Genomic DNA, 26,476 nt, shown 5'->3' with positions numbered 1-26,476 from the left:
GTCCTCACATCTCGACGGTCAGGGAGTCGGAACGGCACCGGGACACGCACGGGAGGAACCAGCCATCCTCCCGTTCGGGTCCGGTCAGCAGCGTGTCACGATGATCCACCTCGCCCGCGCTCGTCTTGAGTCGGCAGGTGCCGCAGAATCCCTGCTGACAGGAGTACGGGACGGCCGGATCCACCCGCCGCAGCGCGGTGAGCACCGACTCGTCGGCCGCGACTGTCTCTGTGCGTCCGGTGGAACCGATCCGGACTGTGAACTCGGTGCCGTCGAGGATCGGCGGCGGCGAGAAGCGCTCGAAGTGCAGCTCGATATCGCTGCGATCGGCCAGATGCGTACGCAGGCGCTCGAGCATCGGGACCGGACCGCAGCAGTACACCGACAGCCCCGCGTCGCCGGCCGGGACCGGTCCCACCAGTTCGGCCATGCCCGGCAGCCCGTCGACGTCGTCGGTCCGGACCGTCACCTTGTCGCCGTACCGGCTGAGCTCGTCGATGAACGGGATCGAGTCGGCGGAGCGGCCGGAGTAGATCATCGACCAGTCGAGTCCGTAACGGTCGGCCATCGCGATCATGGGGAGGATCGGGGTGATGCCGATGCCCGCGGCGACGAAGCGCAGCGTGCGCGCCGGCGATCCGTAGCCGGGCAGAACCAGCGGGAAGGCGTTGCGCGGTCCCTTGATCTGGATCGAGTCACCGACCCGCAGGCCGTCGTGCACCTCGATGGAGCCGCCACCGCCGTCCGGGATGCGCCGGACCGCGATGCGGTAGGTGCGCCGATCGCCGGGATCGCCGCAGAGCGAGTACTCGCGCATGCGGCCCGACGGCAGGAGCAGATCCAGGTGCGCGCCGGGATGCCACTCGGGCAGGATCGAGCGATCCGGCGCGGCGAAAGTCAAGGCGATCACGTTCTCGTCGACGGCCACCACCTCGCGGTCGACGATGTCGAGGGTCATGACGCCGTCGTTCGCGGCCGGATCGCGCAGCGGCGAGATCGGTCGCCAGAACGGGAACCAGACCTTGCCGACCCCGGTGAGCAGCCTCATCAGCGGGTCGCGGCGGAACCGGCCGTACAGGTGCGGCGGTTCGGTGGAGAGGTCGGAGATGGGTCGTGCGGAGCCGTTCGTCATGATCGTCATGCCGCTCGACGAGCTCCGGGCGAGGAGGCCAGGAAGGCCACCGCCTGGGCGGTGTCGCCGATGTCGGTCGGCGCGAAGCCCGGTTTGAAGTAGGTGAGCGTCGCGAGCGCGAGCTTCGAGAGCTTCGGGAACACTCCGGCGCGTGAGTCGCGCACGTAGCTCCGGACGTACAGGCGGGTCTTCGCCACGACTGACTTGTCGGCGACCGTCGGATCCTGACTGTTGATGAACCGGAAACCGCGAGCCATCAGCCAGATCAGGAAGGGGAAGGCCAGCGCCATCGCGCGAGCGCGGCGGAGCGGACTGTCGGCGAAGTACGCGGCGGCGTCGTGCGCCACCGCACGGTGCTCCACCTCTTCGGCTCCGTGCCAGGTGAACATGTCGGTCATCGCGGGGTCGGCGCCGTTCTCGGCCCACGTGCAGTTCAGCGCGAAATCACCGAGGATCGCGGTGTAGTGCTCGATGGCGGCGATGAGCCACAGGCGTTCGATCAGGTGCTTGCGCTTCTGCTCGGCGTTCCCGTCGCGAGGTCCGAGCACCCGCCGGAAGATCCACTCCATCTGCTGCAGGTAGCCGGTGGGGTCCACGCCGTGTCCGCGCAGCCAGTTCTCGACGGCCCGGTCGTGGACCTCGGCGTGCATCGCCTCCTGCCCGACGAATCCGCGCATGTCGGCGGCGAGCGCCTCGTCCTTGATCAGAGGCAGCGCCTCGTTGAAGGTCTCGACGAACCACCGTTCGCCCTCGGGCAGCAGCAGGTTGAGGACGGTGATCATGTTCGACGACATCGGGTGGCCGGGGATCCAGTGCAGCGGAGTCTCCGACAGATCGAATGCGACGTTGCGCGCGTGGAGTTCGATCTTGCCGGGATCGGTGTCGGCGGTGGAGTGTGTGTGCCCGGTGTTCATCTGTCCCTCCGGTTCTAGAGAAGAGTCCTGTTCGAGGTGGATCAGCCTGCGATCTTCTGACGGGCGCCGATGCGCGCCGCCCACGGGAAGAAGCGGTAGACGCGGTAGCCGAACTCGGCTTCGGGCGTCACCGGCACCACGGCCTTGTTCTTCGCGATGGCGGCGACGATGTCGCGCGCGACCCGGTCGGGAGTGAAGTTCCGCTTCTGGTAGAACTTGTCGACCTTCTCGCGGGTCGCCGACTCGTCGGCGGCCCCGGCGTACTCGGTGTTCGCGGTGATGTTGGTGTGCACGATGCCCGGGCAGATCGCGGTGACTCCGACGCGGTGCTCGGCGAGTTCTGCGCGCAGCGACTCGGAGAACATCAGCACACCGGCCTTGCTCGCCGAGTACAGGCCGAGGTCGCGGGAGAGGGTGAAAGCCGCGGCGGAGGCCAGGTTGACGATGTGTCCGCCGACGCCGCGCTCGGCCATCTGCCTGCCGAAGGCGCGGCTGCCGCTGATGACCCCGCGCAGGTTGATGGCGAGGAGTCGGTCCACCTGTTCGTCGGACGCGGCCAGCGCCGATCCGGCGAGGGCCACGCCCGCGTTGTTGACGACGATGTCGGCGACGCCGTGGGCAGCGCGCACATCGTCCGCGAAGCGGGTCACCGCGTCGGTGTCGGAGACGTCGAGCCGGTAGGCGGTGGCCGGGACGCCCTTGGCCTTGCACGCGATCGCGGTCTCCTCGGCCGAATCCAGGTCGATGTCGGCGAGGACCAGTTCGGCGCCGAGATCGGCCAGGGCATACGCCGTCTCACGTCCGATGCCGCTGCCCGCGCCGGTGACGACGGCGAGTTTGCCGATCAGTTCGCGCGCCGGCCCGTCGACGCGGGCACGGTCGATGGTGTTGGGGGACACCGGTGCGCCGCCGGCGATGGTCTCGATGAACTCGATCGCCGTGTCCGCCAGGTAACCGGGGTTGGTGTACGGCAGCCAATGGCCGGTGGCGGTCCGCTTACGCCAGAGCCTGTCCGCGTGGGTGTGCGTGCGTTCGTAGATCGCCGGACGCAGCGCGATGTCGCGATCGTTCACGACCTCCAGCACCGGCACTCGGGTCGGCCGGGGCTCCGGATTCGCCAGCTTGCCGCGGATATTGGCGCGGTACAGCTTGAGCCCGCTGATCATGTCCTCTCGCAGCGTCGGGCCGAACCGCGCGTTCTCGCGCGGGGTCCCCTCCACGAGGTGGAGGAACTCCGTCCAGACGCGGTCGGATCCGAAGGTCCGGAAGAACAGGTCCGATGCGCCGGGGACCTGGAAGAACGCGGTGTACGCCGACGAGGCGACCTGGGAGAGCGCCTGTGCGACGCCCCGGGGCGTGGGCCGTGCCATCTTCGCGCGAGCCCACTCGCCGAGGTAGTCGAGGTTCGGTCCCGACACGGAGGTGAACGAGGCGATCACGTCATCGGCGCCGGCGGTGGTGACCGTCTCCCAGGCCTGGACCGAACCCCAGTCGTGCGCGACGACGTGTGTCTCGCCGTCGGGGTTCACGGCGTGGCACACCGCGAGCATGTCCTGCGCCAGGGCGTCGAGACGGTACGACTCCACCGCTACCGGACGTGTGCTGTCGCCGAACCCCCGGGTGTCGTATGCGTAGACGCGGAAATGCTCCGCCAGCCGCGGCGCCACCAGGTCCCACAGGTGGTGAGTGTCGGGCCAACCGTGCACCAGCAGCACGACCGGCTTGTCGGGCGTGCGCTCGCCGGGTGTGCCGTACGAGAAGGTCGCGAGATCGACGTCGCCGTTCGTGACGTTGAAGCGGTGCCAATCGGCCATGGGCGTCTCCATCTGTCGGTGTGACAGATTTGACGTTACCAGGTGTCACATCTAACTGCTAGCAGCAGTTAGCGTCTGTTTTTCCGCTGGTCAGGGCGCCGGAGCCGGTCATTGTCGGTACGACGAGAGGAAGTTGCCGATCCGTTCGATGGCCTCGGCCAGGTCCTGGGCCCACGGCAGTGTGACGATTCGGAAGTGATGGGTGTCGGGGAGATTGAAGCCCGAACCCTGAACCACCAGGATCTTCTCCTGCAGCAGCAGATCCTGGACGAACTGCTCGTCGTCGTGGATCTCGTGCACCTCCGGATCCAGGCGCGGGAACGCGTACAGCGCCCCCATCGGCTTCACGCAGCTGACGCCCGGGATCTCGTTGAGCTTCTCCCACGTCACATTGCGCTGCTCGAACAGCCGGCCTCCGGGGGCGGTGAGCGCGTCGATGCTCTGATAACCGCCGAGCGCCACCTGGATCGCGTGCTGTGCGGGGACATTGGCGCACAGTCGGGTGGAGGCGAGGATCGACATACCCTCGATGAAGCCCTTCGCGTGGTCCTTGGGGCCGGTGCGGACCACCCATCCCGCGCGGTAGCCGCACACCCGGTAGGCCTTCGACAGGCCGTTGAAGGTCAGCACCAGCAGATCGGGGGCGAGGCTCGCGATGTTGATGTGCTCGGCGTCGTCGTACAGGATCTTGTCGTAGATCTCGTCGGCCAGGATCAGCAGCGAATGACGGCGTGCCAGATCCACGAGGCCCTCGAGGACCTCTCTGGAGTAGACCGCGCCGGTCGGATTGTTCGGGTTGATCACGACGATCGCCTTGGTGTTCGGCGTGATCTTCGACTCGATGTCCTCGATGTCCGGATTCCAGCCGTTGTCCTCGTCGCACCGGTAGTGCACGGGCGTGCCTCCGGACAGTGCCGTCATCGCCGTCCACAGCGGATAGTCCGGTGCCGGGATGAGCACCTCGTCGCCGTTGTTGAGCAATGCCTGCATGGTCATGGTGATGAGCTCGGAGACGCCGTTGCCGAGCAGGACGTCGTCGACGTCGAAGTAGGGGAAGTCCGGGATGGTCTCGTAGCGCGTGACCACCGCACGCCGTGCCGAGAGCACGCCCGCCGATTCGGAGTAGCCCTGCGAGAACGGGAGGGCGTGGATCATGTCGCGCATGATGACGTCGGGCGCCTCGAAGCCGAACAGTGCGGGGTTGCCGATGTTCAGCTTCATGATCCGGTGTCCTTCGGACTCCAGACGGGACGCGTGCTCGTGCACTGGCCCGCGGATCTCATAGCAGACGTTCTGCAGCTTCTCGGACTGTTCCAAGGGGCGCAGGTTCAGATTCTGGTGCGACACGTGGGGGCGGCTCATGGACTCATTCTGTCAGCCCCGGGCAACCGAATAGAATTCCGCGCCCGGGGGCGGCGGATGCCGCCCGCGGAGAGCTCGGGCATTCTGGGGTCGTGGCATCCGAGGAACTGACCGTGGTCTCGTTCAACGTCAACGGCATCCGTGCGGCGCGACGCCGCGGCTTCGACACGTGGCTGGCGGAGCGGGCACCGGATGTGGTGGGACTGCAGGAGCTCCGCTGCCCGCCCGAGGAGATCGGCGAATTCCCCGGCTACACGGTGTCTTTCGACACGGGGACCATTCCGGGGCGCAACGGCGTGGCGATCGCGACCCGGCAGCCGCCGGCGTCGGTGCGGAGCTGGGCCACCGACCCGCCGCGGGCCCGCGGGCTGTCCGCGCACGCCTCGCACGGACGCTATCTGGAAGTCGACCTCGCCGATGAGCCGATCACGGTGGCCTGTCTGTACTTGCCGAAGGGCGGCTTGCCCGCGGAACTGCAGCGTCCCGGGAACGTCCGGGAGAAGCCCGACGGTGGTGCGAAGTACCGGCGCAAGATGGCGTTCCTGGCCGGCTTCGCGCGCGAACTGGAGCGCAACCGACTCGCCGCTCGCCGCGCCGGCCGGGAGTTCCTGCTGATCGGCGACCTGAACATCGCCCACTGCGAGCACGACGTCACCAACTGGCGCGCCGCACGCAAGATGGAGGGGTTTCTGCCGGAGGAGCGCGAGTGGCTCGATCGGCAGCTCTCGCCGCGCAGGCTGATCGACGTGGTCCGGACACTGTACGGCGACCGGCCCGGCCCGCTCACCTGGTGGAGCTGGGCCGGGCAGTCGTTCGTGAAGGACGTCGGATGGCGCATCGACCACCAACTCGCGTCACCGGGGCTGGCGTCCCGGGCGCGATGGGTGGCGGTCGACAAGGAGCCCTCGCCGGACGAGCGTCTGTCGGATCACGCGCCGCTGGTGGTCGGGTACCGGCGGCGGGCCTGAGACCGACACGCCGGCGCCGTGACGCGTCAGTCCTGCGAGGCCACCGCCGCATGCGCCGTCCGGAGGTCCTTCTTCAGGATCTTGCCCGACGGGTTCTTCGGCAGGGCGTCGGCGAAGATGACGTACTTCGGCCGCTTGTAACCGGCGAGGACGCCTTCGAGGTGGGCGTTCACGTCGTCCTCGGTCAGCTCGACGCCGTCCTTGCTCACGATCACCGCCGTCACCGCCTCGATCCACTTGGGATGGGGAACACCGAACACCGCGACCTCGGCGACGCCGTCGAGCAGGTAGATCGCCTCCTCCACCTCGCGGGAGGCGACGTTCTCACCGCCGGTTTTGATCATGTCCTTCTTGCGGTCGACCACCGAGAGGTAGCCGTCGGCGTCGATGATCCCGAGGTCGCCGGAGTGGAACCAGCCGTTTCGGAATGCGGCCGCGGTCTTCTCCTCGTCGTTGAAGTAGCCCAGACAGGCGTGCGGACTGCGGTGAACGATCTCGCCGACCTCGCCCGTCGGCACCGGATTGTCCTCGTCGTCGACCACGCGGGTCTCCACGTTGAGCGAGGCGCGGCCGGCCGATCCGGCGCGCTCGATCTGCTCGTGTGGTTGCAGGATGGTGGCCAGCGGACTCATCTCGGTCTGGCCGTAGAAGTTCCAGAGCCGGACGTCGGGCAGGCGCCGGCTCATCTCCCGCAGGACCTCGACGGGCATCGGCGAGGCCCCGTAGTAACCCTTCTTCAGCGAGGAGAGGTCTCGGGTGTCGAAGTCGGGATGGCGCAGCAGTGAGATCCACACGGTGGGCGGACAGAACAGTTTGGTGGCGCGGTGCGTCTCGATCGCGGCCAGCAGGGCCGCCGGTTCCGGGCTCGGCAGGATGATGCTCGTGGCGCCGAGGTAGACGTCCACCGACAGGAAGCAGTCGAGCTGGGCGCAGTGGTAGAGCGGCAGGGAGTGCACCTCGATGTCGTCGGCCGACATGCCGCCGTCGATGATGCACGAGACGTACTGGGACACCAGTGATTTCGAGGATAAGAGCACGCCCTTGGGACGAGACTCGGTCCCCGAGGTGAACATCATCCGCACCGGGTCATCGTCTTCGACGAGAACGTCGGGGACCGAGGCGTCGTCGTGGGCGATCCAGGAGGCGACATCCTCCCAGCCGGCTGTCGTACCGCCGGCGAGGTTGATGACGCCGCGCACCGCGTCGCCGCCGGAGGAGGCGTCGACCGCCGCGCCGACGGTCTCCGTGAGCGCGTCTTCGGAGACGACGATGCGGGATCCGGAGTGCGAGAGGATGAACGCGATCTCGTCGACGCCGAGGCCGAAATTGATCGGCACCAGAATCGCGCCGAGCCGGGCCACCGCGAAGTTCAGCACGGCGAACTGCCAGCAATTGTGACTCACCAGAGCGAGGCGGTCGCCCTTGCCGAGTCCGCGGGCGGTGAGGGCGTTGGCGCAGCGGTTCACCGCGTCGTCGAACTCGGCGAAGGTGAGCGTGGTGTCGCCGTTGACGACGGCGGTCTTATCCGGGCTGCGCAGGGCGGTGCGGCGGAGCAGTCCGCCGATGGTGTGCGAGCGGGCGACGTCGATCGCCCGCGTGGTCTCGACGCTGAAACCAGTGGTCACGTGTACTCCTCGGGAGGGTTACTGGGCATTCCCAGTAAGTGTCGCCCAGAAGTGACACGAATTACTAGGGCTTCCTACTAATTGTCTCGATCGCGGCGCTCGGCGTAGGCCTCGAGTTCGGCGACCTGCTGAGGATCCAGCGACGGCCGGACCGCTCGCCGGGCGGTCGCGACGTCGTCGGCGGTCACCGTCGCCGCGTCGATGTCCCGGCGCATGGCGGCCAGTGCCGACTCCCGCAGGACGGCGGCGCAATCGGCTGCCGAATACCCCTCCAGTTCGGCGGCGAGAGCCTCGAGGTCGACGTCCGGCATCGGAATGCTGCGGGCCGCGGCGCGGAGGATGTCGGCGCGGGCGGCGGCATCGGGCGGCGGCACGAAGACGAGGCGTTCGAGGCGTCCGGGCCGCAGCAGTGCGGGGTCGACGAGGTCCGGCCGGTTGGTGGCGCCGAGGACGACGACGTCGGTGAGCGGCTCGGCCCCGTCCAGTTCGGTGAGCAGCGCGGCCACCACCCGATCGGCGACGCCGGAGTCGGTGGACCCGCCGCGGCGGGGCGCGAGGGCGTCGACCTCGTCGAGGAAGATCATCGACGGCGCGCTCTCGCGGGCGCGGTCGAAGAGGTCGCGGACGGCGCGCTCGGACGATCCGACCCACTTGTCGAGCAGTTCGGCGCCCTTCACGCTGTGGACCGACAGCCGGCCCGACGCGGCCAGTGCCCGGACGACGAAGGTCTTGCCGCAGCCGGGCGGTCCGTACAGCAGGACGCCGCGCGGCGGCTGCACACCCAGGCGGGTGAAGGTGTCGGGATGCTGCAGCGGCCAGAGCACCGCCTCGGTGAGGGCCTGCCGGGTCTCCACCATGTCGCCGACGTCGTCGAGCGTGATGGATCCGAGTGCCACGTCGGGGGATTCGAGTCGGGACGCCGGGCGGATCACGCCGAGCGCGGCATCGAGGTCGTCCGTGCGCAAGGCGGCGGGAGAGCCGTCGCGCGTGGCGCGCGCGGCCGCCCGCAGCGCGGCGTCGCGGGTCAGGGCGGCGAGGTCTGCGGCCACGAAACCGGGAGTGCGTGCGGCGACGGAGTCGAGGTCGAGGCGGCCGTCGGTGGGTGCCTGCGAGAGGATCGCACCGAGCAGTTTGGCGCGTTGGGCGGCGTCGGGCAGACCGATGGCGAGTTCGCGGTCGCACAGATCGGGCTCGCGGACCCGGCTGTCGAGGCCGGACGGGTCGGACGTGGTGGCGACGAGCGCGACGGCACCGTCGGCGACGGCGGCGCGCAGGTCCTGCAGGATCAGCGTCGACACCGGGTCGGCCTGTGCGGGCAAGAGCTTGTCGATGTCGGTCACCAGCAGCACACCGCCGCCGGTGAGCCGGCTCAGAGCGCCGGTGACGGCGGCGCGTCGGTCGTCGGCGGCGAGAGCGCCGGTGGAGGGCCCGTCGACCTCGACCAGCGGGCGGCGGGCGCACACGGCCCGGACCACCGTCGCCTTTCCGACTCCGGCGGGCCCCGAGACGAGGACGCCGAGTCGAGGCTGTGCGCCGAGGGCGCGCAGCACGTCCGGATTGTCGAGAGTCACCTGGAGCCATTCGCTCAGCCTGGCGACCTGCGTGTCGACCCCGACCAGTTCCGACACCGGTCGGACGTGCGCGTCCGGCTCCGCGGCGGTCGCGCTCGGGGCAGTGAGGGTGCTCGGAGTGGCCGGCGTCGCCGCGGCGGTCGGGGCCGGAGGCACCGCGCCCGGAGTCCGGGCGTCCGTCTCCCACAGGACCGCGGTGTTGGTCTGCACGCTCACCGTGCCGGCGGGGGCGGTGGCCGTCACGGTCAGCAACTCGTTGGTCCAGGTGATCCCCACCGAACGCGCGAGGGACCGGGTGGCCTCGGCGGCGGTGAGTTCGGGACCCAGATCGCGGGGCAGCAGCGAGACGGTGTCGCCGACGCTCACGACCTTGCCGAGCAGAGCCCGGCGCAGCGTCGCCTCGCTCACCGATGCACTCGCCAGCCGTGAGCCTCGGACACTCATGCGCGCGGCGCCGTGCACCACCACCGGTGCCACCGCGACCCCCGAGTTCTCGCGGATCCCCAGATTCGACAGCGTCAGGTCGTCGAGCAGGACCAGACCGGTGGGGGAACCGGGCGGCGCGGCGGCGACGACCGCCGCGCTCGTGCGCGCGCCGACCAGCGAGACAGCGTCCCATTCACGCAGCGACAGGGCGGCGAGCACCTCCGGATGCACCCGTACGATGCCGCGGCGCGAGTCGGCCGCGGAGGTGTTGAGCCGGGCGGTGAGCGTCAGCGTCGGGTTCACCGTCAGTCCTCGCGCCGCGCCGGGGGTCGGCGCAGACCCAGCCGCGCATTGGAACGCGCGGGGATCACTCGCCTGCGGGTGCCGTCCGCGACCGCCTGCCGGCGCTCGTCTCGGCGCTGGAGCCTGCGGTCGCGGGCGGGGGCCTCCCAGTGCTCCGGGTGCGCCGCCACCCAGCGCTGCGTGCGCCAGGCGAACGGGATGTGGATGAGGTAGGCGGCCACGCCGATCACCATCAGCAGATACGGGAACGTGAACAGCAGCGCTCCGGCCGCTGCCACCAGGAACAGCAGACCCGCCAGTGAACTCGGCCTGATCTTGACCGACTTGAGCGACAGGGTCGGGATGCGGCTGACGGCGAGGAACCCGATGAACAGCAGCCAGGCGCCGACCGCGGGCACCGACACCCACCATCCGTGACCGAAGTGCTGCTGCAGCCCGATCGGCAGCAGCGCCATCACCGCCGCCGCCGGCGCCGGCACACCGACGAAGTAGTCCTTGGTGTAGCTGGGCGCGCTGTCGTCGTCGAGAAGGGTGTTGAACCGGGCCAGTCGCAGGACCACCGCCACGCAGAACAGCAGCGCGAGCACCCAGCCGAAATCCTGCGCCGCGGAGCCCGCGTTGTCGCGCAAGACCACCGAGTACACGATCAGCGCGGGGGCGACGCCGAAGTTGATGGCGTCGGCCAGTGAATCGATCTCGGCACCGATCTTGGTCGAGGCGTCCATCATGCGGGCGACGCGACCGTCGAGTCCGTCGAAGACGGCGGCCAGGACCAGCAGACCCATCGCGAGGTCGACCTGGCCGGCATCGGCCGAACGCACGGCGGTGAGGCCGGAGCAGATCGCGAGGATCGTGAGCGTGGACGGGACCAGCATGCGTCCCGCGCGCGCCGACCGGGCGGCACGGGAGGCCCGGGAGCGGGCCTCGGGGTCGGACGACGGCGTCGACGTGCGGCGCCGCAGTCGTCTGCCGGACTTGTTGGTGGGATTACGGTGCGGACGGCTCCTGGCCATCAGGGCAGCTCCGCGACAACGGTCTCGGCGCCGACCGCGCGCTGGCCGAGCGCGACCCGGACGTCGCTGCCCTCGGGGAGGTAGACGTCCACACGCGAGCCGAACCGGATCAGTCCGTAGGTGTCGCCGAGACTCAGGACCTCGCCCGGGGCGGGTTCGCAGACGATGCGGCGGGCGAGAAGTCCGGCGATCTGCACCACGCCGACTCGCGGACCGGTTCCGTCTGGGCCGGTGGCGATGGTCATCGCGGTGCGTTCGTTCTCACTGCTCGCCTCCGGGAGGTCGGCGGACAGGAACTTGCCGGGGGTGTGCTGCACGGACAGCACCCGGCCGGCGATCGGAACCCGCTGGACGTGGACGTCGAAGACCGAGAGGAAGGTGCACACACGCGGTACGGGCCGGTCTCCGAGCCCCAGTTCGGGCAGCGGCACGGCCTCGTCGACGAGGGCGATGGTGCCGTCGGCGGGCGCGACCACCAGCCCGTCGCCGGTCGGAGGCACACGGTTCGGGTGCCGGAAGAACAGCGCGGAGGCGCCCGCGGCGGCCCACGCAGGTCGCGCGATCCAGCGGTGCCTGCGGCCCAGCAGCGCGAGGGCGGCCGGGGCGGCGACGAACGGCACGCCCGCCGGATGCAGCGGTGGAACCGTTTCGCGGATCAGGTCCACGATGTGGGCGAGGCCTTCGCGGTCGTCGGGTCGGGCGGGACGTCGGGCCACCGGTTCTGCGCTCCTAGTTCGAGGTCGCTGCGTCGGGTCATTCAGGTCGCAGCGCAAGTGCTTTCAGCTTAATCGTCCGCGGGCCGCGGGTCGCATCTCGTCGAGCACGCACACGGATCCCCGCTCAGCGGGCCGCCGCCGGGATCGGCGGGCGGTGGCTGAGCGGGGATCGGTGGGTTCGGTCCATGCGCGCCCGAGTGCGCGCAGATGGCGGTGGTCAGGCGGTCTGCGCAGCGCGCTTGATCTTGCCGAGGGTCTCGCGGATTCCCGCGGCCAGTTCCGCCTCGAACGACTTCTCGCCGCCCATCACCTTGTCGACGAGGGTGGAGGAGATCTTGGTGGTCTGCCCGCCCGGCACCGTGCGGCTCTCCGTGAGTCGCACGCCCGAGTCGGTCGGCTCGATCCGGAACGACCACACGGTCCGGTTGTCGAGCACGCGGAAGGCCAGCTCCTTGTTGGGCTCGAAGGTGACGACCTTCGATCGCGTGGGCCACACGAGCGGGCCGCGGCGGTTCACGTTCAGGGTGGTGGTGCCGAGCTTCACGTCACCGCCGAAGATGATCATCTTCTTGCACTGGGGGCTCCATTCGCCCATGCGGCGCAGATCGCTGACGACGGACCAGACCTTCTCCGGGCTGGCGTCGATCTCGATGGAGTCCTCGATGAGGGGTGCGGCCATTGTTGCCTCCGTTTCGATCGCGCCGAGCGGCTCGGCGCTGGGGTTTCGGTCACCTTAGTACATGTGACCGACGGTCACAGATTCGGTGGCCCGCCGTTCGGGCCGGGCGCAGGCTCAACCCACGGTGACCATGTCCCACTCGCCGATCGACGCCGAAAGCCGCTGGAGATGACTGTCGGCGTCGCCCAGGGTGTGCCCGATCGCGGTGAGCCGGCTGACGTAGTGCGCCACCGGATACTCGGCCGTCATTCCGATGCCGCCGTGCATCTGGATCGACTCCTGCCCGATGTGCCTGCCCGAACGGCAGATCTGCAGTTTGGCGCGGGAGGCGATGACGGGGTCCACGCGGCCCTCCGCGAGCGCCGCCGTCGCGTAGACGCTGAGGCTGGTCGCCAACTCGAGCGAGACGTACATGTCGGCGGCGCGGTGGGTCAGCGCCTGGAAGGTCGCCAGCGGAACGCCGAACTGCTTGCGGGTCTTCAGATATCCGGTGGTCATCTCCAGCGACGCCCGCATGGCTCCGACCGCCTCCGCGCACAGGGCGGTCTGGGCGAGCACCTCCACCTCGGCGATGACGGCGGTGGCGTCGCCGGAACCGAGGCGGGTGGCCGGCGCACCGTCGAATTCGATCTGTGCGCCACGGCGGCGGTCGTGGGTGCGGTAGCCTGTGCGCTTCAGGCCCTCGGCCGTCCCGTCCACCAGGTAGAGACCCACCTGGCCGGCCTCATCGCGGGCCGAGACCACCAGGGTGTCGGCGCAGTCGCCCGCGGCGACCAGCGACTTGGTGCCCGTCAACCGGCCGTCGGCGAAGGACGTGGCGATCGCGAACGCCGGCCAGCGATCACCGTTCTCGTGGTGGGCGAAGGCGCAGAGCCGCTCGCCCGACGAGAGGCCGCCGATGAGTTCGGCTCGGGTCTCGGGGTCGGCGGTACGGGTCACCAGCAGTCCGGGTACCACGACGGCGTCGAGGAACGGTTCGGGTGCGATCGTCGCGCCGAACTCGCCCATCACCGGTGCGAGTTCCTCGGGTCCGGCGCCGGTGCCGCCGTCGGCCTCGTCGAATACCAGACCCAGGATGCCGATCTCGGCGAGCGCCGACCACACGTCGCGGCTCCAGCCCAGTTCGGTGTCGGTGACCGCGCGCAGGTTCTCGATGTCGCCGTATTTTCTGCCCAGTACGTCGCGGACGGTGTCGCGCAACAGGACCTGTTCCTCAGAGAGTTCGAATTCCATTGTCTTCCTTGTGAAGTGGTATCGGAGTCGGGGTGTCTGCGCGATCAGAGGCCGAGTACGGCCTTGTCGATGATCTGCCGCTGGACCTCCGAGGACCCGCCGTAGATCGTCACCTTCCGGTGGTTGAGATACGCCGGGACGGTCAGCTGGGCCCAGTCGGGGCTCAGGATCTCCGCGGGGTCGCCCTCCGCGGCGGAGTCGATCGCCGACACCGGAAGCGAGTCGGGTCCGGCGATGTCGGCGAGCAGTTCGGTGGCGTCCTGCTGCAGCTGGGAGCCGCGGAGCTTCAGCAGCGACGACGCCGGATTCGGCTTGCCGTCGGCCGATCCGGCGACCACCCGGAGCTGGGTGATCTCCAGCGCCAGCAGCTCGTTCTCCAGGTTCGCGAGCCGCGCGGCGAAGAGCGGATCGTCCAGCAGCGTGCCGGCGGCGGTGCGAGTCCGGGCGGCGAGCTTCTTGGCCCTGGCGACCTTGGTCTTGGTCCATCCGACGCGGGCGATGCCCGACCGCTCGTTGCCGAGGAGGAACTTCGCGATCGTCCAGCCGAGGTTCTCCTCGCCGACCAGGTTCTCCGCCGGGACGCGGACGTCGGAGAAGAAGACCTCGTTGACCTCGTAGCTGCCGTCGATCAACTGGATCGGCCGGATCTCGACACCGGGCGTGTCCATGGGGAAGAGGAAGAAGCTGATGCCCGCCTGCTTCTTCACGTCCGGGTCGGTCCGGGCCAGAGCGAAGATCCAGTCGGCGTACTGCCCCAGCGTGGTCCACGTCTTCTGTCCGTTGATGACGTAGTGGTCGCCGTCCCGGACCGCCCGGGTCTTCAGCGATGCGAGGTCGGAGCCGGCCTCGGGTTCGGAGAAGCCCTGACACCACCAGATGTCGAGGTTCGCGGTGGCGGGCAGGAACTTCTCCTTCTGCTCCTGCGACCCGAACTGCGCGATGACCGGGCCCACCATGCCCGCGTTGAAGGGGAGCAGGTCGGGCACGAAGTTGAGAGACATCTCCTCGCGCCAGATGTGATGCTGGATGGGCGTCCAGTCCCGACCGCCCCACTCCACCGGCCAGTGCGGCACGGCGTAGCCCGCCTTGTTCAGAATCCGGGTGGTGGTGACGATGTCGTCGGGGTATTTCAGCGCACCGGCCTCACATCTCTGGCGGATCTCGGCGGGGATCTCGGTGGTGAAGTAGTGGTGGAGTTCTCGGCGGAAGGCTTCTTCCTCAGGAGTGAATTGCAGCTGCATCTCTGTAGTCTTACCCGCTCGGCCGGGTCGGGAGAAGGGCTCGCGCGAGTTGACTCGGGCAGGGGCCGGAGGCGGGCGGCCTCGGCTAGCGTGATCGGCATGAAACACGTTCACTCATTCGCCGACGACTGCCTCGGTGACCTCGACGCGGTCGGGCTGGCCGCGTCCATCGCCTCCGGAGCGATCTCGGCCGCCGAGGCGGCGCGTGCCGCGCTCGCCCGGATCGACGCGGTGGAGCCGCGACTGTCGGCGGTGGCCGTCGACGATCGGGAACGCGCGTTGGCGCGGGCGGAGGCCGACGACTTCACCGGCGTGTTCGCCGGTGTGCCCTCGCTGATCAAGAACAACACCGATTTCGCCGGGATCCCGACGCTGCACGGTTCGGCGGCGGTGGCGAACGTCCCCGCTCGCGCGGACGAGGCCGTGACGCGTGAACTCGTCGGCACGGGGCTGAACATCCTCGGTGCGTCGACGATGCCGGCCTTCGGTCTCACCGCGACCACCGAGTTCGCCGACCGGCCGCCGACCCGCAATCCGTGGGACACCGACTACTCCTGCGGTGCGTCGTCGGGCGGTGCCGCGGCGCTGGTCGCGGCGGGGGCGGTGCCGATCGCGCACGCCAACGACGGCGGCGGCTCCATCCGCATCCCCGCGGCGGCGTGTGGGCTGGTCGGTCTCAAACCCACGCGGGGGCGGGTGGCGCAGGCCAAGCAGATGCACGGCCTGCCGATCGACCTGGTGAGCAACGGCGTCGTCACGCGGTCGGTTCGCGACACCGCGCACTACTACGCGGATCTGGAACGGCAGCGGGAGGTCGCCTCGCTGCCGCCGATCGGCCTGGTCGAAGGTCCGGGCCGGGCGCGGCTCCGCGTCGCACTGATCAACACGCCCCTGACCGGCCGGCTCCTGGACGACGACACCGATCGCGAGCTGGCGGCGACCGTCGAACTGCTCGAATCGCTCGGGCACCGCGTGGAATCGGTTCCGATGCCCGTCGACCGCTCGTACATCGCCCAGTTCACCGACTACTGGGCGCTGCTGGCGTTCGGCATCGATCGCATGGGCGGCAGGTCGGTGGGCAAGGGATTCGACCGCTCGCGACTGGACCCGTTCACCAAGGGGCTGTCGGCGGCCTTCCTCAAGCACTTCTACCGCCTGCCGGCGTCGGTGATCGGGCTCAAGCGGGCGACGGCGAGATTCCGCAGCGCGTTCGAGGGGTACGACGTCATCCTCTCGCCGACGCTCGCGCACGCCGTGCCGGAGATCGGCTACCTGGCGCCGGACGGCGACTTCGACGAGATCTTCGCCCGGCTCGTCGACTACGTCGCCTTCACCCCCGCGAACAACAGCAGCGGCACCCCGGCCATCACGCTGCCGCTCGGCCGGAGTGCGAACGGTCTGCCGCTCGGGATGCACTTCTCGGCCGACCTCGGAGGCGAGCGCACACTGCTCGAACTCGCCTTCGAACTCGAGGCCGCCCGGCCGTTCGCCCGCATCCAGGACTGATCCACCGGGCGTCTCCGCCCACGCCGAACGCACTGTGCCCCGCCCTTGCGGACGGGGCACAGTGCGTATCGGGGGTCAGTGAGCGAGTGCGCCTTCGGCGCCCACTCCGGTGAGCGAACGGACCTCCATCTCGGCGTTGCGGCCGGGCCGGCCGCGGTCGGGCGACGTCAGCGTCCCGACGATGCCGAGCACGAAGGCCAGCGGGATCGACACGATGCCGGGATTCGACAGCGGGAACCAGGCGAAGTCGGCTCCGGGGATCATCGCCTTGGCGCCGCCGGAGACGGCGGGGGAGAAGACGATCAGGACGATGCACGAGATCAGGCCGCCGTACATGCTCCACAGTGCGCCGCGGGTGTTGAACCGCTTCCAGTAGAGCGAGTACACGATGGTCGGCAGGTTCGCCGACGCCGCGACCGCGAACGCCAGCGCGACGAGGAAGGCGATGTTCTGACCGTTGGCGAGGATGCCGAGGATGATGCTGACCACGCCGAGCACCACGATGCAGCGACGCGAGACTCGCACCTGATCGTCCTCGGATGCCTTGCCGCGCTTGATGACCGACGCGTAGATGTCATGGGCGAACGATGCAGAGGCGGTGATCGCGAGCCCGGCCACCACGGCCAGGATGGTCGCGAACGCGACGGCGGAGATCACACCCAGCAGCACCGTTCCGCCGAGTTCGAGGGCCAGCAGCGGAGCGGCGGCGTTCTCCTTGCCCGCGGCGGACAGGATCCGGTCCGGGCCCACGAGCGCGGCGGCGCCGTAGCCGAGGATCAACGTGAACAGGTAGAAGGCGCCGATGAGGGAGATCGCCCAGACCACCGAGCGGCGGGCCTCCTTGGCGGTCGGAACGGTGTAGAAGCGCATCAGCACGTGCGGCAGACCGGCGGTGCCGAGAACGAGGGCCAGGCCCAGCGACAGGAAGTTGACCTTCGACATCGTCGATCCGCCGTACTGGGCACCGGGCGCGAGGACGTCGCGCGAGGCGACGGCCTTGTCCGCCGAATCGCCCATGGCGTTCTGCGCCTGACCGAGGATCTCCGAGACGTTGAAACCGAACTTGCCCAAGACCAGGAAGGTCATCACCGCGGCACCCGCGATCAACAGGACCGCCTTGATGATCTGCACCCAGGTGGTGCCCTTCATGCCGCCGATCAGCACGTAGGCGATCATCAGCACGCCGACGACGGCGATGACGATGGACTGTCCGGTGCGGTCGTGGATGTCCAGGAGCAGTGCGACCAGGCCGCCGGCTCCCGCCATCTGCGCGAGCAGATAGAACAGCGACACCACCAGGGTCGAGAGTGCGGCGGCCATGCGGACCGGCCGCTCTTTGAGCCGGAAGCTCAGCACGTCGGCCATCGTGAACCGGCCGGTGTTGCGCAGCAGTTCGGCCACCAGCAGCAGCGCGACGAGCCAGGCCACCAGGAAGCCGATGGAGTACAGGAATCCGTCGTAGCCGTAGACGGCGATCGCGCCGGCGATGCCGAGGAAGCTGGCGGCCGAGAGGTAGTCGCCCGAGATGGCGATGCCGTTCTGCGGGCCGGAGAACCCGCCGCCGGCGGTGAAGAACTCGGAGGCCGAGGCGTTCTTCCGGTTGGCGCGGATGACGACGATCATGGTCACCGCGACGAATGCGACGAAGATCGAGATGTTGATGGCCGGGTTGCCGACGGTCTCGGCGGCGAGCACGTGGTTCATCGCTGAGCCTTTCCGGCCGTCGAGTAGGTGCCGTCCGCGAAGTTCTCGCGGATGGCCTCCGACTGCGGATCCAGATCGCGGTTGGCGAACCGGACGTACAGGAATGTGATGCCGAACGTGGTGACGAACTGCAGCAGTCCGAGGATGAGGCCCACGTTGATGTTGCCCCAGACCGGGGTGGCCATGAAGTCGTGCGCGAAGGCTCCGAGGATGACGTAGCCCGCGTACCAGAGGAGGAAGAAGGCGGTCATCGGGAAGACGAAGCGGCGCAGCGCGGTGCGCAACCTCTGGAACTCTGGGCTGGCCTGCGCGACGAGGAACTCGTCCTGGGAAGGACTGACGTCCTTCGGCGCGGCATGATCGGTGACGGTCACGATCACTCCTTTGCTGGTGTGCTGCGGGGATGTAGCTGCACAAAGCATGAGTGAGACGACAGTCACGGGTAATGTCGTCTGTGACCTGAGCGACGAGCCATGGCGGCCGTGCGGTGAACGGTCGCCGCCGCCCGATGAACGGTAGCGGTCAGTCCTGCGCCGACGGGGTCCGTTCCACCCCGAGCCCGAGCCGTTCGGGCACGTGCATCCGAGCGAAGGCCGCGCCGGTGACCGCCGGGATCCGCGACCTGGTGGCCAGGCTGACGAGGACCATCGTGGCGAAGGTCAGGGGAACGGTGACCGCCGCGGGGAACCCGGCGATCACCGACAGCCAGCCGGCGCCCGCACCCTCGTCGATCGCCCCGGTCACCGCTACTCCGACCGCCAGCGCGGACGTGGTCGCGCCCACGCAGAGTCCGGCGATCGCACCGGCGGCGGTGAGTCCGCGCCACCAGATTCCCAGCACCAGCAGTGGGCACAGCGTGGACGCCGAGACCGCGAAGACCAGGCCCACCGACCGTGACAACTCCAGTGTCCCGGCGTTGAGGGCGATCACGATCGGCACCGCCCCGCCGAGCAGAGCGCAGATGCGGAAGCTGCGGACTCCCGGGGGCATCAGGTCGGTCGACATCACGCCGGCGATGCTGACCAGCAGTCCGGACGAGGTGGCGAGGAAGGCGGCCATGGCGCCGGCGGCCACGAGCGCCGACAGCCCGATCGCCCAGGCCCCGTGCAGCGCGGAGGCGGGCAGCAGCAGGACGGCGGCGTCGGCGGTGCCGGTCGCCAAGACCTGCGGGACCCACGCGCGGGCGAGTGCGCCGAGGACGGTCGGGAAGAGGTAGAAGACCGCCAGCGCCGCGATCACGTTCAACGCCGTCCGCCGCGCCGCACGGCCGTCGGGATTGGTGTAGAACCGCACGAGCACGTGCGGCAAGCCCATCGCGCCCAGGAAGGTCGCCACGATCAGCGAGAGCACCTGATAGAGCGGATGGCCCCCGCCCAGGCCGCCGCCCGATTCCATCCAGGCCGACCCGGTCTGCGGCGCGTTCGCCACCACCGGGGTCGCGGCGCCCTCGGCGAGGTCGATGACCGCGCCGCGATCGAGACGGTGCGTGCCCGCGCTCAACGGCTGGTCGACGACCGCGACGCGGTCCACGTCGCCGGTCGCCCGAACGCCCGCCGGGTCGGTCACCGTCACCTCCACCGGGGTGTCGACCCGGACGGTGGTGTCCGCGGACACCCGCGGTGGCAGCGGATCGCCGAGGCGCTGCGGGCTGTTCAGAAACACCGCGGCCAGCACCAGCGCGGGGATCGCGACGGCGGTGAGCTTGAGCCAGTACTGGATCGCCTGCGCGAAGGTCACCGATCGCATGCCAGCGCCGACCACGTTCACGATCACCAGCAGTCCGGTCGCGGTGACCCCGACCCACGGCGGCACGTGCAGCAGGATGTTCAGGGTCAGCCCGGCGCCCTGCAACTGCGGCACCAGGTACAGCACGCAGATCACGATCACCACGACCATCGCGGCCTTGCGCGCCCGAGTCGAGGCCAGCCGGAACTCGGCGAAGTCGGGCACGGTGTACGCGCCCGACCGGCGCAGCGGAGCGGCGACGAAGAGCAGCAACGAGAGGTAGCCGGCGGTGAATCCGATGGGATACCAGAGCGCGTCGGCACCGTACTTGGCGACCAATCCGGCCACGCCGAGGAACGACGCCGCCGACAGGTACTCGCCGGCGATCGCCGCGGCGTTCCATCCCGCGCCGATGCTGCGCGAGGCGACCAGGAAGTCGGACGTCGACCGCGAGCCGCGTCCGCCGTAGGCGCCGACCGCGACGGTGCCGAGGGCCGCGAGTAGGACGGCGGCCACCGTCAGTGCCGCGACGTGCTCGGTTATCATCGCGTACCGCCGCCCGGGTCGTCGCCGCTGTCGGAGTCGGCGTCCACCAGCCGGACGAAGTCGCGTTCGGCCTGCTCGGCCAGCCGGATGTACAGGCGACCCGCCAGATACAGGAGCGGAAGGGGCAGCAGGCCGAGGATCAGCCAGTTCAGGCGCAGACCGAAGACCGTCGCGTCGGCGAACGGTTCGACGGTCGCGCCGATCAGCGGGATGGCGACGAAGATCGCGAGGACGGCCACGCCGAGCCGCAGCGCCAGCGCCAACTGGGCGCGGACCAGTCCGCGGACCAGATGCTCGCCGACGCCGGTCTGCTCGGCCACCTGCACTCGGGTGCGGACCATGCGCGCGCCTCGCCGCTCGGACAGGACGACGCGTTCGCGCTGTGGGGTCGGTTCACGGGCGGAGTCGGGCGCCACGGATCAGCCGTCCCGCCCGGAACGGAAGGTCCGCATCGGGTCACGGACCAATCGGTCCTTCAACTCGCGCACCTGCCTGCGGCTCACCGGCAGTTCCACCGCGGGCGAGGCGCCGTTGGCCCGGACCCGGACCATGGTCGACGCCCCGGTGGACCGCAGGCCGGTCACCATTGGCAGCGCCACCAGGTACGAACGGTGAACGCGTGCGAAACCTGCTCCTCCCCAGCGTGATTCGAGGGTCGAGAGAGTGACTCGGACGAGGTACGAGCCGGTGTCGGTGTGCAGTCGGGCGTAGTCGCCGACCGCCTCGATCCACGAGATGGAGTCGCGCTGTACCAGCGAGGTGATCCCGCCCGACTCCACCGGAATCACATCGTCGGCGGGTTCGTCCGGCTCCTCGGTCCGGACCGGACCCTCGCCGCCGGCGAGGGACGCGAGGATGCGGCCCACCGCTTGATCGAGCCGTTCGGCTCGCAGGGGTTTGAGCAGATAGTCGACGGCACCGACGTCGAAGGCCTCGACCGCGCGGTCGTCATGCGCGGTGACGAAGACGATCGGCGGCGGCGCCGAGTAGTTGGCCAGGACCGCCGCCAGCTCCATGCCCGAGAGTCCCGGCATGGAGATGTCGAGGAACACCGCGTCGATCCGGCGCTCGGCGAGTTCGCGCAGCGCCTGGGTCGCGTCGGACGCCTTGTGCACCGCCGACACCGCGTCGTGACGGTTCAGCAGGTAGGTCAGTTCGTCGAGGGCGGGGATCTCGTCGTCCACGGCGAGCACGGTGAGGTCGGTCATCAGCTGCTCTCCTCCCGTCCGTCAAACCGTAGCGCGGCGGCCGGGCCTCCGGCGTGGATGCCCGCGGCGAACTTCGGGATGCGCATGCTGACTTTGGTTCCCGCTCCCACCGCCGTCTCGACGACCAGGCCGTAGTCGTTGCCGAACGCCGCGCGCAGCCGCTGGTCGACGTTCGTCAGTCCGACGTGTGCGCCGTCGGACTCTCGCGGTCCGGCCGGGTCGAGCGCGTCGATCGCACCCGTGCGCAGCAGTTCCGGATCCATGCCGACGCCGTCGTCCTCCACGCTCAGCAGACAGTCGGGTCCCGCGTTGCGCGCGACGATCGAGATGGTTCCGTCCCGGCGCCCGGCGAGGCCGTGCCGCACGGCGTTCTCCACCAGCGGCTGCAGTGCGAGAAAGGGCACGACGACGCCGAGGACCTCGGGTGCCACCTGAACCTTCACCGTCAGCCCGGGCCCGAAACGCGCTCGTTCGAGCGTGAGGTAGCGGTCGATGTTGCGGAGTTCGTCGGCCAGTACCGTGTACTCGCCCGCGGCGCGGAAGGAGTAGCGCGTGAAGTCGGCGAAGTCGAGGATCAGCTCGCGTGCGCGGTCGGGATCGGTGCGGACGAAGGATGCGATCGTGTTCAGTGCGTTGTAGATGAAATGCGGGCTGATCTGTGCGCGGAGGGCGAGGACCTCGGCGCGATCCAGTCGCGCGCGGGAGGCGTCGAGCTCGGCGAGCTGCAGTTGGCTGGCCGCATAGCGTGCGACCTCGGTGATGGCGCCGATACGGCCGGGGCCGGGCTCGGTCACCGATGCCACGACCAGTGCGCCGATGCCGATGCCGTCGGCCATCAGCGGCGCGGCCAGGAGACTGCGCAGGGGACCGACGCCGTCCGCGGGATCTCGCTGCACGCAGTGGCGGCCGTTCGCGAGCGTGTCGGCGGCCAGCGCGGCGGCCGCCGAGCGCATCGGCGGGGTCCACAGCTGTTCGTCGCCGTCGAAGGTCAGGAGCGATCCCTCGGCGTCGTAGAGCGCGAGTCCGTCGGCGCCGGTGAGCGCCCGCAACGGGCCGGCCGCCTCTGCCGCCGACTCGGCGGTGAGACCGCGGCGGAGCGGCCGGGCGGCCAGCGCCGCCGTGTGCAGGGTGTCGTGCACGGCGCGCTCGTGGGGTGTGCTCACCACTCGGCGCGTGCGCAGTGCGACGACGATCAGGACCGTCGCCAGCGCGACGCCGAGAACGGCGATCGCGATCAACTCACCCGACATGCGCAATCACGAATCGACGCTAGCAAGCGTGTCTCGCGGTCGACGCCGGATCGCCGGGCCGCAGGCGGATTCACCGGGCGTTCGCCTCCGGTACGCCGGATCGACTCGGGCGGGCACCCGCTCGTCGAATGGAGTTCGGTTCGAGGCCGACGGCCGTTCATATGCGACTGTTGGCATACCTTTCATGGCTCAGAACCTGGAGAAGAAGGCCCGCAGAGCGGGCGCACTCGCGGCAGCAGCTCTCGGACTCACCGGAGTGCTCGGCGCGTGCTCGGTCGGCGTCGACGGCGACAAGGCCGCAGACGTCGACATCTCGCGCGCGGCCACCGGCGACATCACGGTGCACGGCGGTGCCCGGCGGCTGGCGGAGGATCAGACGCAGGCGATCGCCGATTCGATTCAGAAGTCGGGAGCCAAGAACGTCATCCTGATCATCGGTGACGGCACCGCGAACCAGGAACTGACCCTGGCTCGCAACTACCAGTGGGGTGCGGCCGGCGCGATCCCCGGTATCGACGAGCTTCCGCTGAGCGGTGACTACACCACGTACTCGTTGAACAGGGACACCCACAAGCCCGATTACACGACCGACTCGGCGGCCTCCGGCACGGCGTGGTCGACGGGGACGAAGACGTACAACGGCGCTGTCGGCGTCGACGTGAACGGGGTGCCGCAACGCACGATCCTGGAGATCGCCCGCGCCAACGGTCTGCGCACCGGAGACGTCACGACCACCGAGCTGCAGGATGCGACGCCTGCCGTGCAGGTGGCCCACGTGACTCAGCGCAAGTGCTACGGCCCGAAGGAGACCACCGAGAAGTGCCCGGAGAACGCGCTCGAGAACGGCGGCGCGGGATCGATCACCGAACAGCTCCTGGCGGCCCGCCCCGACGTCACGTTCGGCGGCGGGTGGGCCACCTTCGCGCAGACGGCCACGGCGGGCCGATACCAGGGGAAGACGCTCGAGGCGCAGGCCAAGGAGCGCGGCTATCAGATCGTCCGCTCGGCGGACGAGATGCACGATGTGACCGTAGCGGACCAGGACAAGCCGGTGCTCGGTGTCTTCGCCGACGGCAACCTGCCGCGCATCTGGGACAAGGCGACCGCCGTCAAGGACGGCATCGAGCAGCCGCCGGTCCGGTGCGCGCCCAATCCCGCGTTCACCTCGGCCACGCCCAAGCTCGGAGACATGACTCAGAAGGCGATCGACCTGCTGAAGAACGACAAGGGGTTCTTCCTGCAGGTGGAGTCCGGGTCGGTCGACAAGGCCAACCACGACGCCGATCCGTGCGGTCAGATCGGCGAGACGGTGCAGTTGTCGGATGCGGTGAGCAAGGCGCTCGACTTCGCGAAGAAGGACAAGAACACGCTGGTGATCGTCACCGGCGACCATGCGCACACCAGCCAGGTGGTGGAACCGCATCCGGAGCTGCCGATGCCCGGACTCACCCGGCTGCTGACCGGTCGCGACGGCGACCCGATCGCGGTCAACTACGGGACCTCGCTCGAGCCGGGGGAGGAGCAGCACACCGGCGGGCAGGTCCGGATCGCGGCGTACGGTCCGGGTGCGGCCAACGTCGTCGGCCTCAGCGATCAGACCGATCCGTTCTTCTACATCACCGACCAGCTGGGACTCGACCGCACCAAGAGGTAGCGGCCCGGGACGTGGTTGCTGACCTGCTTATACGCGCCGAAGCGGCGGCCGTCGAGCTCCGGGGCCAGACCTTGCACTCTCACCATGCGAGTGCTAAAACGGAGTCTGGCACTCACGGAGTGTGAGTGCCAGGTCGGAACGGTGAGATCGGTCCAACAGACACCCCGGTCGTCCGTCGCGGGCATCGAGTCCGGCCCAGAAGACTTAGTGTCACCCCCTACCGGAGGATCACTTACCAATGGCAAAGCAGATTGCTTTCGACGAAGAGGCCCGTCGCGGACTCGAGCGCGGCCTGAACAGCCTCGCCGACACCGTCAAGGTCACCCTTGGACCGAAGGGTCGCAACGTCGTCCTGGAGAAGAAGTGGGGCGCCCCCACCATCACCAACGACGGTGTCTCGATCGCCAAGGAGATCGAACTCGAGGACCCGTACGAGAAGATCGGCGCTGAGCTGGTCAAGGAAGTCGCGAAGAAGACGGACGACATCGCCGGCGACGGCACCACCACCGCCACCGTTCTGGCACAGGCGCTGGTCCGCGAGGGTCTGCGCAACGTCGCGGCCGGCGCGAACCCGCTCGGCCTCAAGCGCGGCATCGAGAAGGCCGTCGCGGCCGTCACCGAGTCGCTGCTGAAGTCGGCCAAGGAGGTCGAGACCAAGGAGCAGATCGCTGCCACCGCGGGCATCTCCGCCGGCGACCAGTCGATCGGCGACCTGATCGCCGAGGCGATGGACAAGGTCGGCAACGAGGGTGTCATCACCGTCGAAGAGGCTCAGACCTTCGGTCTGCAGCTGGAGCTCACCGAGGGCATGCGCTTCGACAAGGGCTACATCTCGGGCTACTTCGTCACCGACGCCGACCGCCAGGAGGCCGTCCTCGAGGATCCGTACATCCTGCTCGTCTCGAGCAAGGTGTCGACCATCAAGGACCTCCTGCCGCTGCTGGAGAAGGTCATTCAGTCGGGTAAGCCGCTGGTGATCATCGCCGAGGACGTCGAGGGCGAGGCTCTCTCGACCCTGATCGTCAACAAGCTCAAGGGCACCTTCAAGTCCGTCGCCGTCAAGGCCCCGGGCTTCGGTGACCGCCGCAAGGCCATGCTGGCCGACATCGCCATCCTCACCGGTGGCGAGGTCATCAGCGAAGAGGTCGGCCTGTCGCTGGAGAGCGCCGGCCTGGAGCTGCTGGGCACCGCCCGCAAGGTCGTCGTCACCAAGGACGAGACCACCATCGTCGACGGTGCCGGCGATGCCGACGCCATCTCGGGTCGCGTCGCACAGATCCGCGGCGAGATCGAGAACAGCGACAGCGACTACGACCGTGAGAAGCTGCAGGAGCGTCTGGCCAAGCTGGCCGGCGGTGTCGCAGTCATCAAGGCCGGCGCTGCCACCGAGGTGGAGCTCAAGGAGCGCAAGCACCGCATCGAGGACGCCGTCCGCAACGCGAAGGCTGCCGTCGAAGAGGGCATCGTCGCCGGCGGCGGCGTGGCCCTGCTGCAGTCGGAGCCTGCCATCGACGGTCTCGCTCTCGAGGGCGACGAGGCCACCGGCGCCAACATCGTGAAGGTCGCTCTGGAGGCTCCGGCCAAGCAGATCGCCGTCAACGCAGGCCTCGAGCCGGGCGTCGTCGCGGACAAGGTCCGCAACTCGCCGCTCGGCACCGGCCTGAACGCGTCGACCAACACCTACGAGGACCTGCTCGCCGCGGGCATCAACGACCCGGTCAAGGTCACCCGCTCGGCGCTGCAGAACGCGGCTTCGATCGCCGGTCTGTTCCTCACCACCGAGGCCGTCGTCGCCGACAAGCCCGAGAAGGCCGCTCCGGCCATGCCGGGTGCCGACGAGATGGGCGGCATGGGCTTCTGATCTGATTCAGAATCCCCTGCGATTC

21 protein-coding genes are annotated in these 26,476 nt (G+C 69.2%); 4 read left to right on the top strand and 17 right to left on the bottom strand.

Features of this window, described 5'->3' with window-relative positions; all coding sequences use genetic code 11:
- Positions 1-4: 4 nt before the first annotated feature.
- The 4 genes from ABFX36_RS12940 to ABFX36_RS12925 all read right to left on the bottom strand — a co-directional run bounded on the left by ABFX36_RS12940 (position 5) and on the right by ABFX36_RS12925 (position 5,222).
- Positions 5-1,141 (bottom strand): PDR/VanB family oxidoreductase, encoded by a 1,137-nt coding sequence (locus tag ABFX36_RS12940; RefSeq protein ID WP_411815729.1) that lies wholly within the window; start codon positions 1,139-1,141, stop codon positions 5-7.
- Positions 1,138-2,046 carry a metal-dependent hydrolase gene (locus tag ABFX36_RS12935; protein ID WP_006896968.1) on the bottom strand — a complete coding sequence of 303 codons (909 nt, stop codon included), beginning with the start codon at positions 2,044-2,046 and terminating at the stop codon, positions 1,138-1,140. The genes ABFX36_RS12940 and ABFX36_RS12935 overlap by 4 nt, the downstream gene beginning before the upstream one ends.
- Before the next feature lie 41 nt (positions 2,047-2,087).
- Complete coding sequence (locus ABFX36_RS12930; protein WP_346076658.1) at positions 2,088-3,860, bottom strand: SDR family oxidoreductase; 1,773 nt, start codon at positions 3,858-3,860, stop codon at positions 2,088-2,090.
- A gap of 108 nt (positions 3,861-3,968) precedes the next feature.
- Entirely contained in the window at positions 3,969-5,222 is a 1,254-nt protein-coding gene (locus tag ABFX36_RS12925) for a pyridoxal phosphate-dependent aminotransferase (RefSeq protein ID WP_278125960.1), read from the bottom strand.
- A 92-nt stretch (positions 5,223-5,314) separates the two neighbouring features.
- On the opposite strand from ABFX36_RS12925, the gene ABFX36_RS12920 reads away from it, so the two are divergent.
- Positions 5,315-6,190 carry an exodeoxyribonuclease III gene (locus ABFX36_RS12920; protein WP_346076655.1) on the top strand — a complete coding sequence of 292 codons (876 nt, stop codon included), beginning with the start codon at positions 5,315-5,317 and terminating at the stop codon, positions 6,188-6,190.
- Between the two features lie 26 nt (positions 6,191-6,216).
- On the opposite strand, the gene ABFX36_RS12915 is transcribed toward ABFX36_RS12920, so the two are convergent.
- The 7 genes from ABFX36_RS12915 to ABFX36_RS12885 all read right to left on the bottom strand — a co-directional run bounded on the left by ABFX36_RS12915 (position 6,217) and on the right by ABFX36_RS12885 (position 14,997).
- Positions 6,217-7,815, bottom strand: a complete 1,599-nt coding sequence (locus tag ABFX36_RS12915; protein ID WP_346076653.1) for an acyl-CoA synthetase — start codon at positions 7,813-7,815, stop codon at positions 6,217-6,219.
- Between the two features lie 77 nt (positions 7,816-7,892).
- Complete coding sequence (locus ABFX36_RS12910) at positions 7,893-10,115, bottom strand: AAA family ATPase (protein WP_428832058.1); 2,223 nt, start codon at positions 10,113-10,115, stop codon at positions 7,893-7,895.
- Positions 10,116-10,117: 2 nt separating this feature from the next.
- Positions 10,118-11,128 (bottom strand): CDP-alcohol phosphatidyltransferase family protein, encoded by a 1,011-nt coding sequence (locus tag ABFX36_RS12905; protein ID WP_222110931.1) that lies wholly within the window; start codon positions 11,126-11,128, stop codon positions 10,118-10,120.
- On the bottom strand, positions 11,128-11,844 hold the full coding sequence (locus ABFX36_RS12900; RefSeq protein ID WP_006896961.1) for a phosphatidylserine decarboxylase: 717 nt from the start codon (positions 11,842-11,844) through the stop codon (positions 11,128-11,130). The genes ABFX36_RS12905 and ABFX36_RS12900 overlap by 1 nt, the downstream gene beginning before the upstream one ends.
- A gap of 217 nt (positions 11,845-12,061) precedes the next feature.
- Complete coding sequence (locus ABFX36_RS12895) at positions 12,062-12,523, bottom strand: SRPBCC family protein (RefSeq protein WP_006896960.1); 462 nt, start codon at positions 12,521-12,523, stop codon at positions 12,062-12,064.
- 114 nt (positions 12,524-12,637) lie between these two features.
- Positions 12,638-13,756 (bottom strand): acyl-CoA dehydrogenase family protein, encoded by a 1,119-nt coding sequence (locus ABFX36_RS12890; RefSeq protein ID WP_045540690.1) that lies wholly within the window; start codon positions 13,754-13,756, stop codon positions 12,638-12,640.
- A gap of 44 nt (positions 13,757-13,800) precedes the next feature.
- Entirely contained in the window at positions 13,801-14,997 is a 1,197-nt protein-coding gene (locus ABFX36_RS12885; RefSeq protein WP_346076649.1) for an acyl-CoA dehydrogenase family protein, read from the bottom strand.
- 99 nt (positions 14,998-15,096) lie between these two features.
- Here ABFX36_RS12885 and ABFX36_RS12880 point away from each other — a divergent pair, with 99 nt between their 5' ends.
- Entirely contained in the window at positions 15,097-16,503 is a 1,407-nt protein-coding gene (locus tag ABFX36_RS12880) for an amidase (RefSeq protein ID WP_346076647.1), read from the top strand.
- Positions 16,504-16,578: 75 nt separating this feature from the next.
- Here ABFX36_RS12880 and ABFX36_RS12875 read toward each other — a convergent pair whose 3' ends face one another.
- From ABFX36_RS12875 to ABFX36_RS12850, 6 genes are all read right to left on the bottom strand, one after another.
- The gene (locus ABFX36_RS12875) at positions 16,579-18,207 is read right to left on the bottom strand and encodes a solute symporter family protein (protein WP_006896956.1); all 1,629 of its coding nucleotides are present in this window, start codon (positions 18,205-18,207) and stop codon (positions 16,579-16,581) included.
- On the bottom strand, positions 18,204-18,581 hold the full coding sequence (locus tag ABFX36_RS12870) for a DUF485 domain-containing protein (RefSeq protein ID WP_006896955.1): 378 nt from the start codon (positions 18,579-18,581) through the stop codon (positions 18,204-18,206). The genes ABFX36_RS12875 and ABFX36_RS12870 overlap by 4 nt, the downstream gene beginning before the upstream one ends.
- Positions 18,582-18,729: 148 nt before the next feature.
- The gene (locus ABFX36_RS12865) at positions 18,730-20,478 is read right to left on the bottom strand and encodes a sodium/solute symporter (protein ID WP_346076645.1); all 1,749 of its coding nucleotides are present in this window, start codon (positions 20,476-20,478) and stop codon (positions 18,730-18,732) included.
- On the bottom strand, positions 20,475-20,819 hold the full coding sequence (locus ABFX36_RS12860) for a hypothetical protein (protein ID WP_169317719.1): 345 nt from the start codon (positions 20,817-20,819) through the stop codon (positions 20,475-20,477). Before ABFX36_RS12860 ends, ABFX36_RS12865 begins: the two co-directional genes overlap by 4 nt.
- Before the next feature lie 78 nt (positions 20,820-20,897).
- The gene (locus ABFX36_RS12855) at positions 20,898-21,686 is read right to left on the bottom strand and encodes a LytR/AlgR family response regulator transcription factor (RefSeq protein WP_062366212.1); all 789 of its coding nucleotides are present in this window, start codon (positions 21,684-21,686) and stop codon (positions 20,898-20,900) included.
- On the bottom strand, positions 21,686-22,936 hold the full coding sequence (locus ABFX36_RS12850) for a sensor histidine kinase (protein WP_006896951.1): 1,251 nt from the start codon (positions 22,934-22,936) through the stop codon (positions 21,686-21,688). The genes ABFX36_RS12855 and ABFX36_RS12850 overlap by 1 nt, the downstream gene beginning before the upstream one ends.
- Positions 22,937-23,120: 184 nt before the next feature.
- On the opposite strand from ABFX36_RS12850, the gene phoA reads away from it, so the two are divergent.
- Entirely contained in the window at positions 23,121-24,590 is a 1,470-nt protein-coding gene (gene phoA, locus ABFX36_RS12845; protein ID WP_346076642.1) for an alkaline phosphatase, read from the top strand.
- 238 nt (positions 24,591-24,828) lie between these two features.
- Positions 24,829-26,451, top strand: a complete 1,623-nt coding sequence (gene groL, locus ABFX36_RS12840) for a chaperonin GroEL (RefSeq protein WP_006896949.1) — start codon at positions 24,829-24,831, stop codon at positions 26,449-26,451.
- Positions 26,452-26,476: the final 25 nt, after the last annotated feature.

Source organism: Gordonia cholesterolivorans, from assembly GCF_039531975.1.
GTDB classification, from domain to species: Bacteria; Actinomycetota; Actinomycetes; order Mycobacteriales; family Mycobacteriaceae; genus Gordonia; species Gordonia sihwensis.
This window is presented reverse-complemented; position numbering and strand designations above follow the sequence as displayed.

Excerpts from the sequence above, each read along its gene's own strand:
- ABFX36_RS12890 (WP_045540690.1), bottom strand. The coding sequence starts at position 13,756 with ATGGAATTCGAACTCTCTGAGGAACAGGTCCTGTTGCGCGACACCGTC.
- phoA (WP_346076642.1), top strand. The coding sequence starts at position 23,121 with ATGGCTCAGAACCTGGAGAAGAAGGCCCGCAGAGCGGGCGCACTCGCG.
- ABFX36_RS12875 (WP_006896956.1), bottom strand. The coding sequence starts at position 18,207 with ATGAACCACGTGCTCGCCGCCGAGACCGTCGGCAACCCGGCCATCAAC.
- ABFX36_RS12880 (WP_346076647.1), top strand. The coding sequence starts at position 15,097 with ATGAAACACGTTCACTCATTCGCCGACGACTGCCTCGGTGACCTCGAC.
- ABFX36_RS12935 (WP_006896968.1), bottom strand. The coding sequence starts at position 2,046 with ATGAACACCGGGCACACACACTCCACCGCCGACACCGATCCCGGCAAG.
- ABFX36_RS12895 (WP_006896960.1), bottom strand. The coding sequence starts at position 12,523 with ATGGCCGCACCCCTCATCGAGGACTCCATCGAGATCGACGCCAGCCCG.
- ABFX36_RS12885 (WP_346076649.1), bottom strand. The coding sequence starts at position 14,997 with ATGCAGCTGCAATTCACTCCTGAGGAAGAAGCCTTCCGCCGAGAACTC.
- ABFX36_RS12860 (WP_169317719.1), bottom strand. The coding sequence starts at position 20,819 with ATGGTCCGCACCCGAGTGCAGGTGGCCGAGCAGACCGGCGTCGGCGAG.
- ABFX36_RS12850 (WP_006896951.1), bottom strand. The coding sequence starts at position 22,936 with ATGTCGGGTGAGTTGATCGCGATCGCCGTTCTCGGCGTCGCGCTGGCG.
- ABFX36_RS12905 (WP_222110931.1), bottom strand. The coding sequence starts at position 11,128 with ATGGCCAGGAGCCGTCCGCACCGTAATCCCACCAACAAGTCCGGCAGA.
- ABFX36_RS12925 (WP_278125960.1), bottom strand. The coding sequence starts at position 5,222 with ATGAGCCGCCCCCACGTGTCGCACCAGAATCTGAACCTGCGCCCCTTG.
- ABFX36_RS12940 (WP_411815729.1), bottom strand. The coding sequence starts at position 1,141 with ATGACGATCATGACGAACGGCTCCGCACGACCCATCTCCGACCTCTCC.
- ABFX36_RS12855 (WP_062366212.1), bottom strand. The coding sequence starts at position 21,686 with ATGACCGACCTCACCGTGCTCGCCGTGGACGACGAGATCCCCGCCCTC.
- groL (WP_006896949.1), top strand. The coding sequence starts at position 24,829 with ATGGCAAAGCAGATTGCTTTCGACGAAGAGGCCCGTCGCGGACTCGAG.
- ABFX36_RS12930 (WP_346076658.1), bottom strand. The coding sequence starts at position 3,860 with ATGGCCGATTGGCACCGCTTCAACGTCACGAACGGCGACGTCGATCTC.
- ABFX36_RS12865 (WP_346076645.1), bottom strand. The coding sequence starts at position 20,478 with ATGATAACCGAGCACGTCGCGGCACTGACGGTGGCCGCCGTCCTACTC.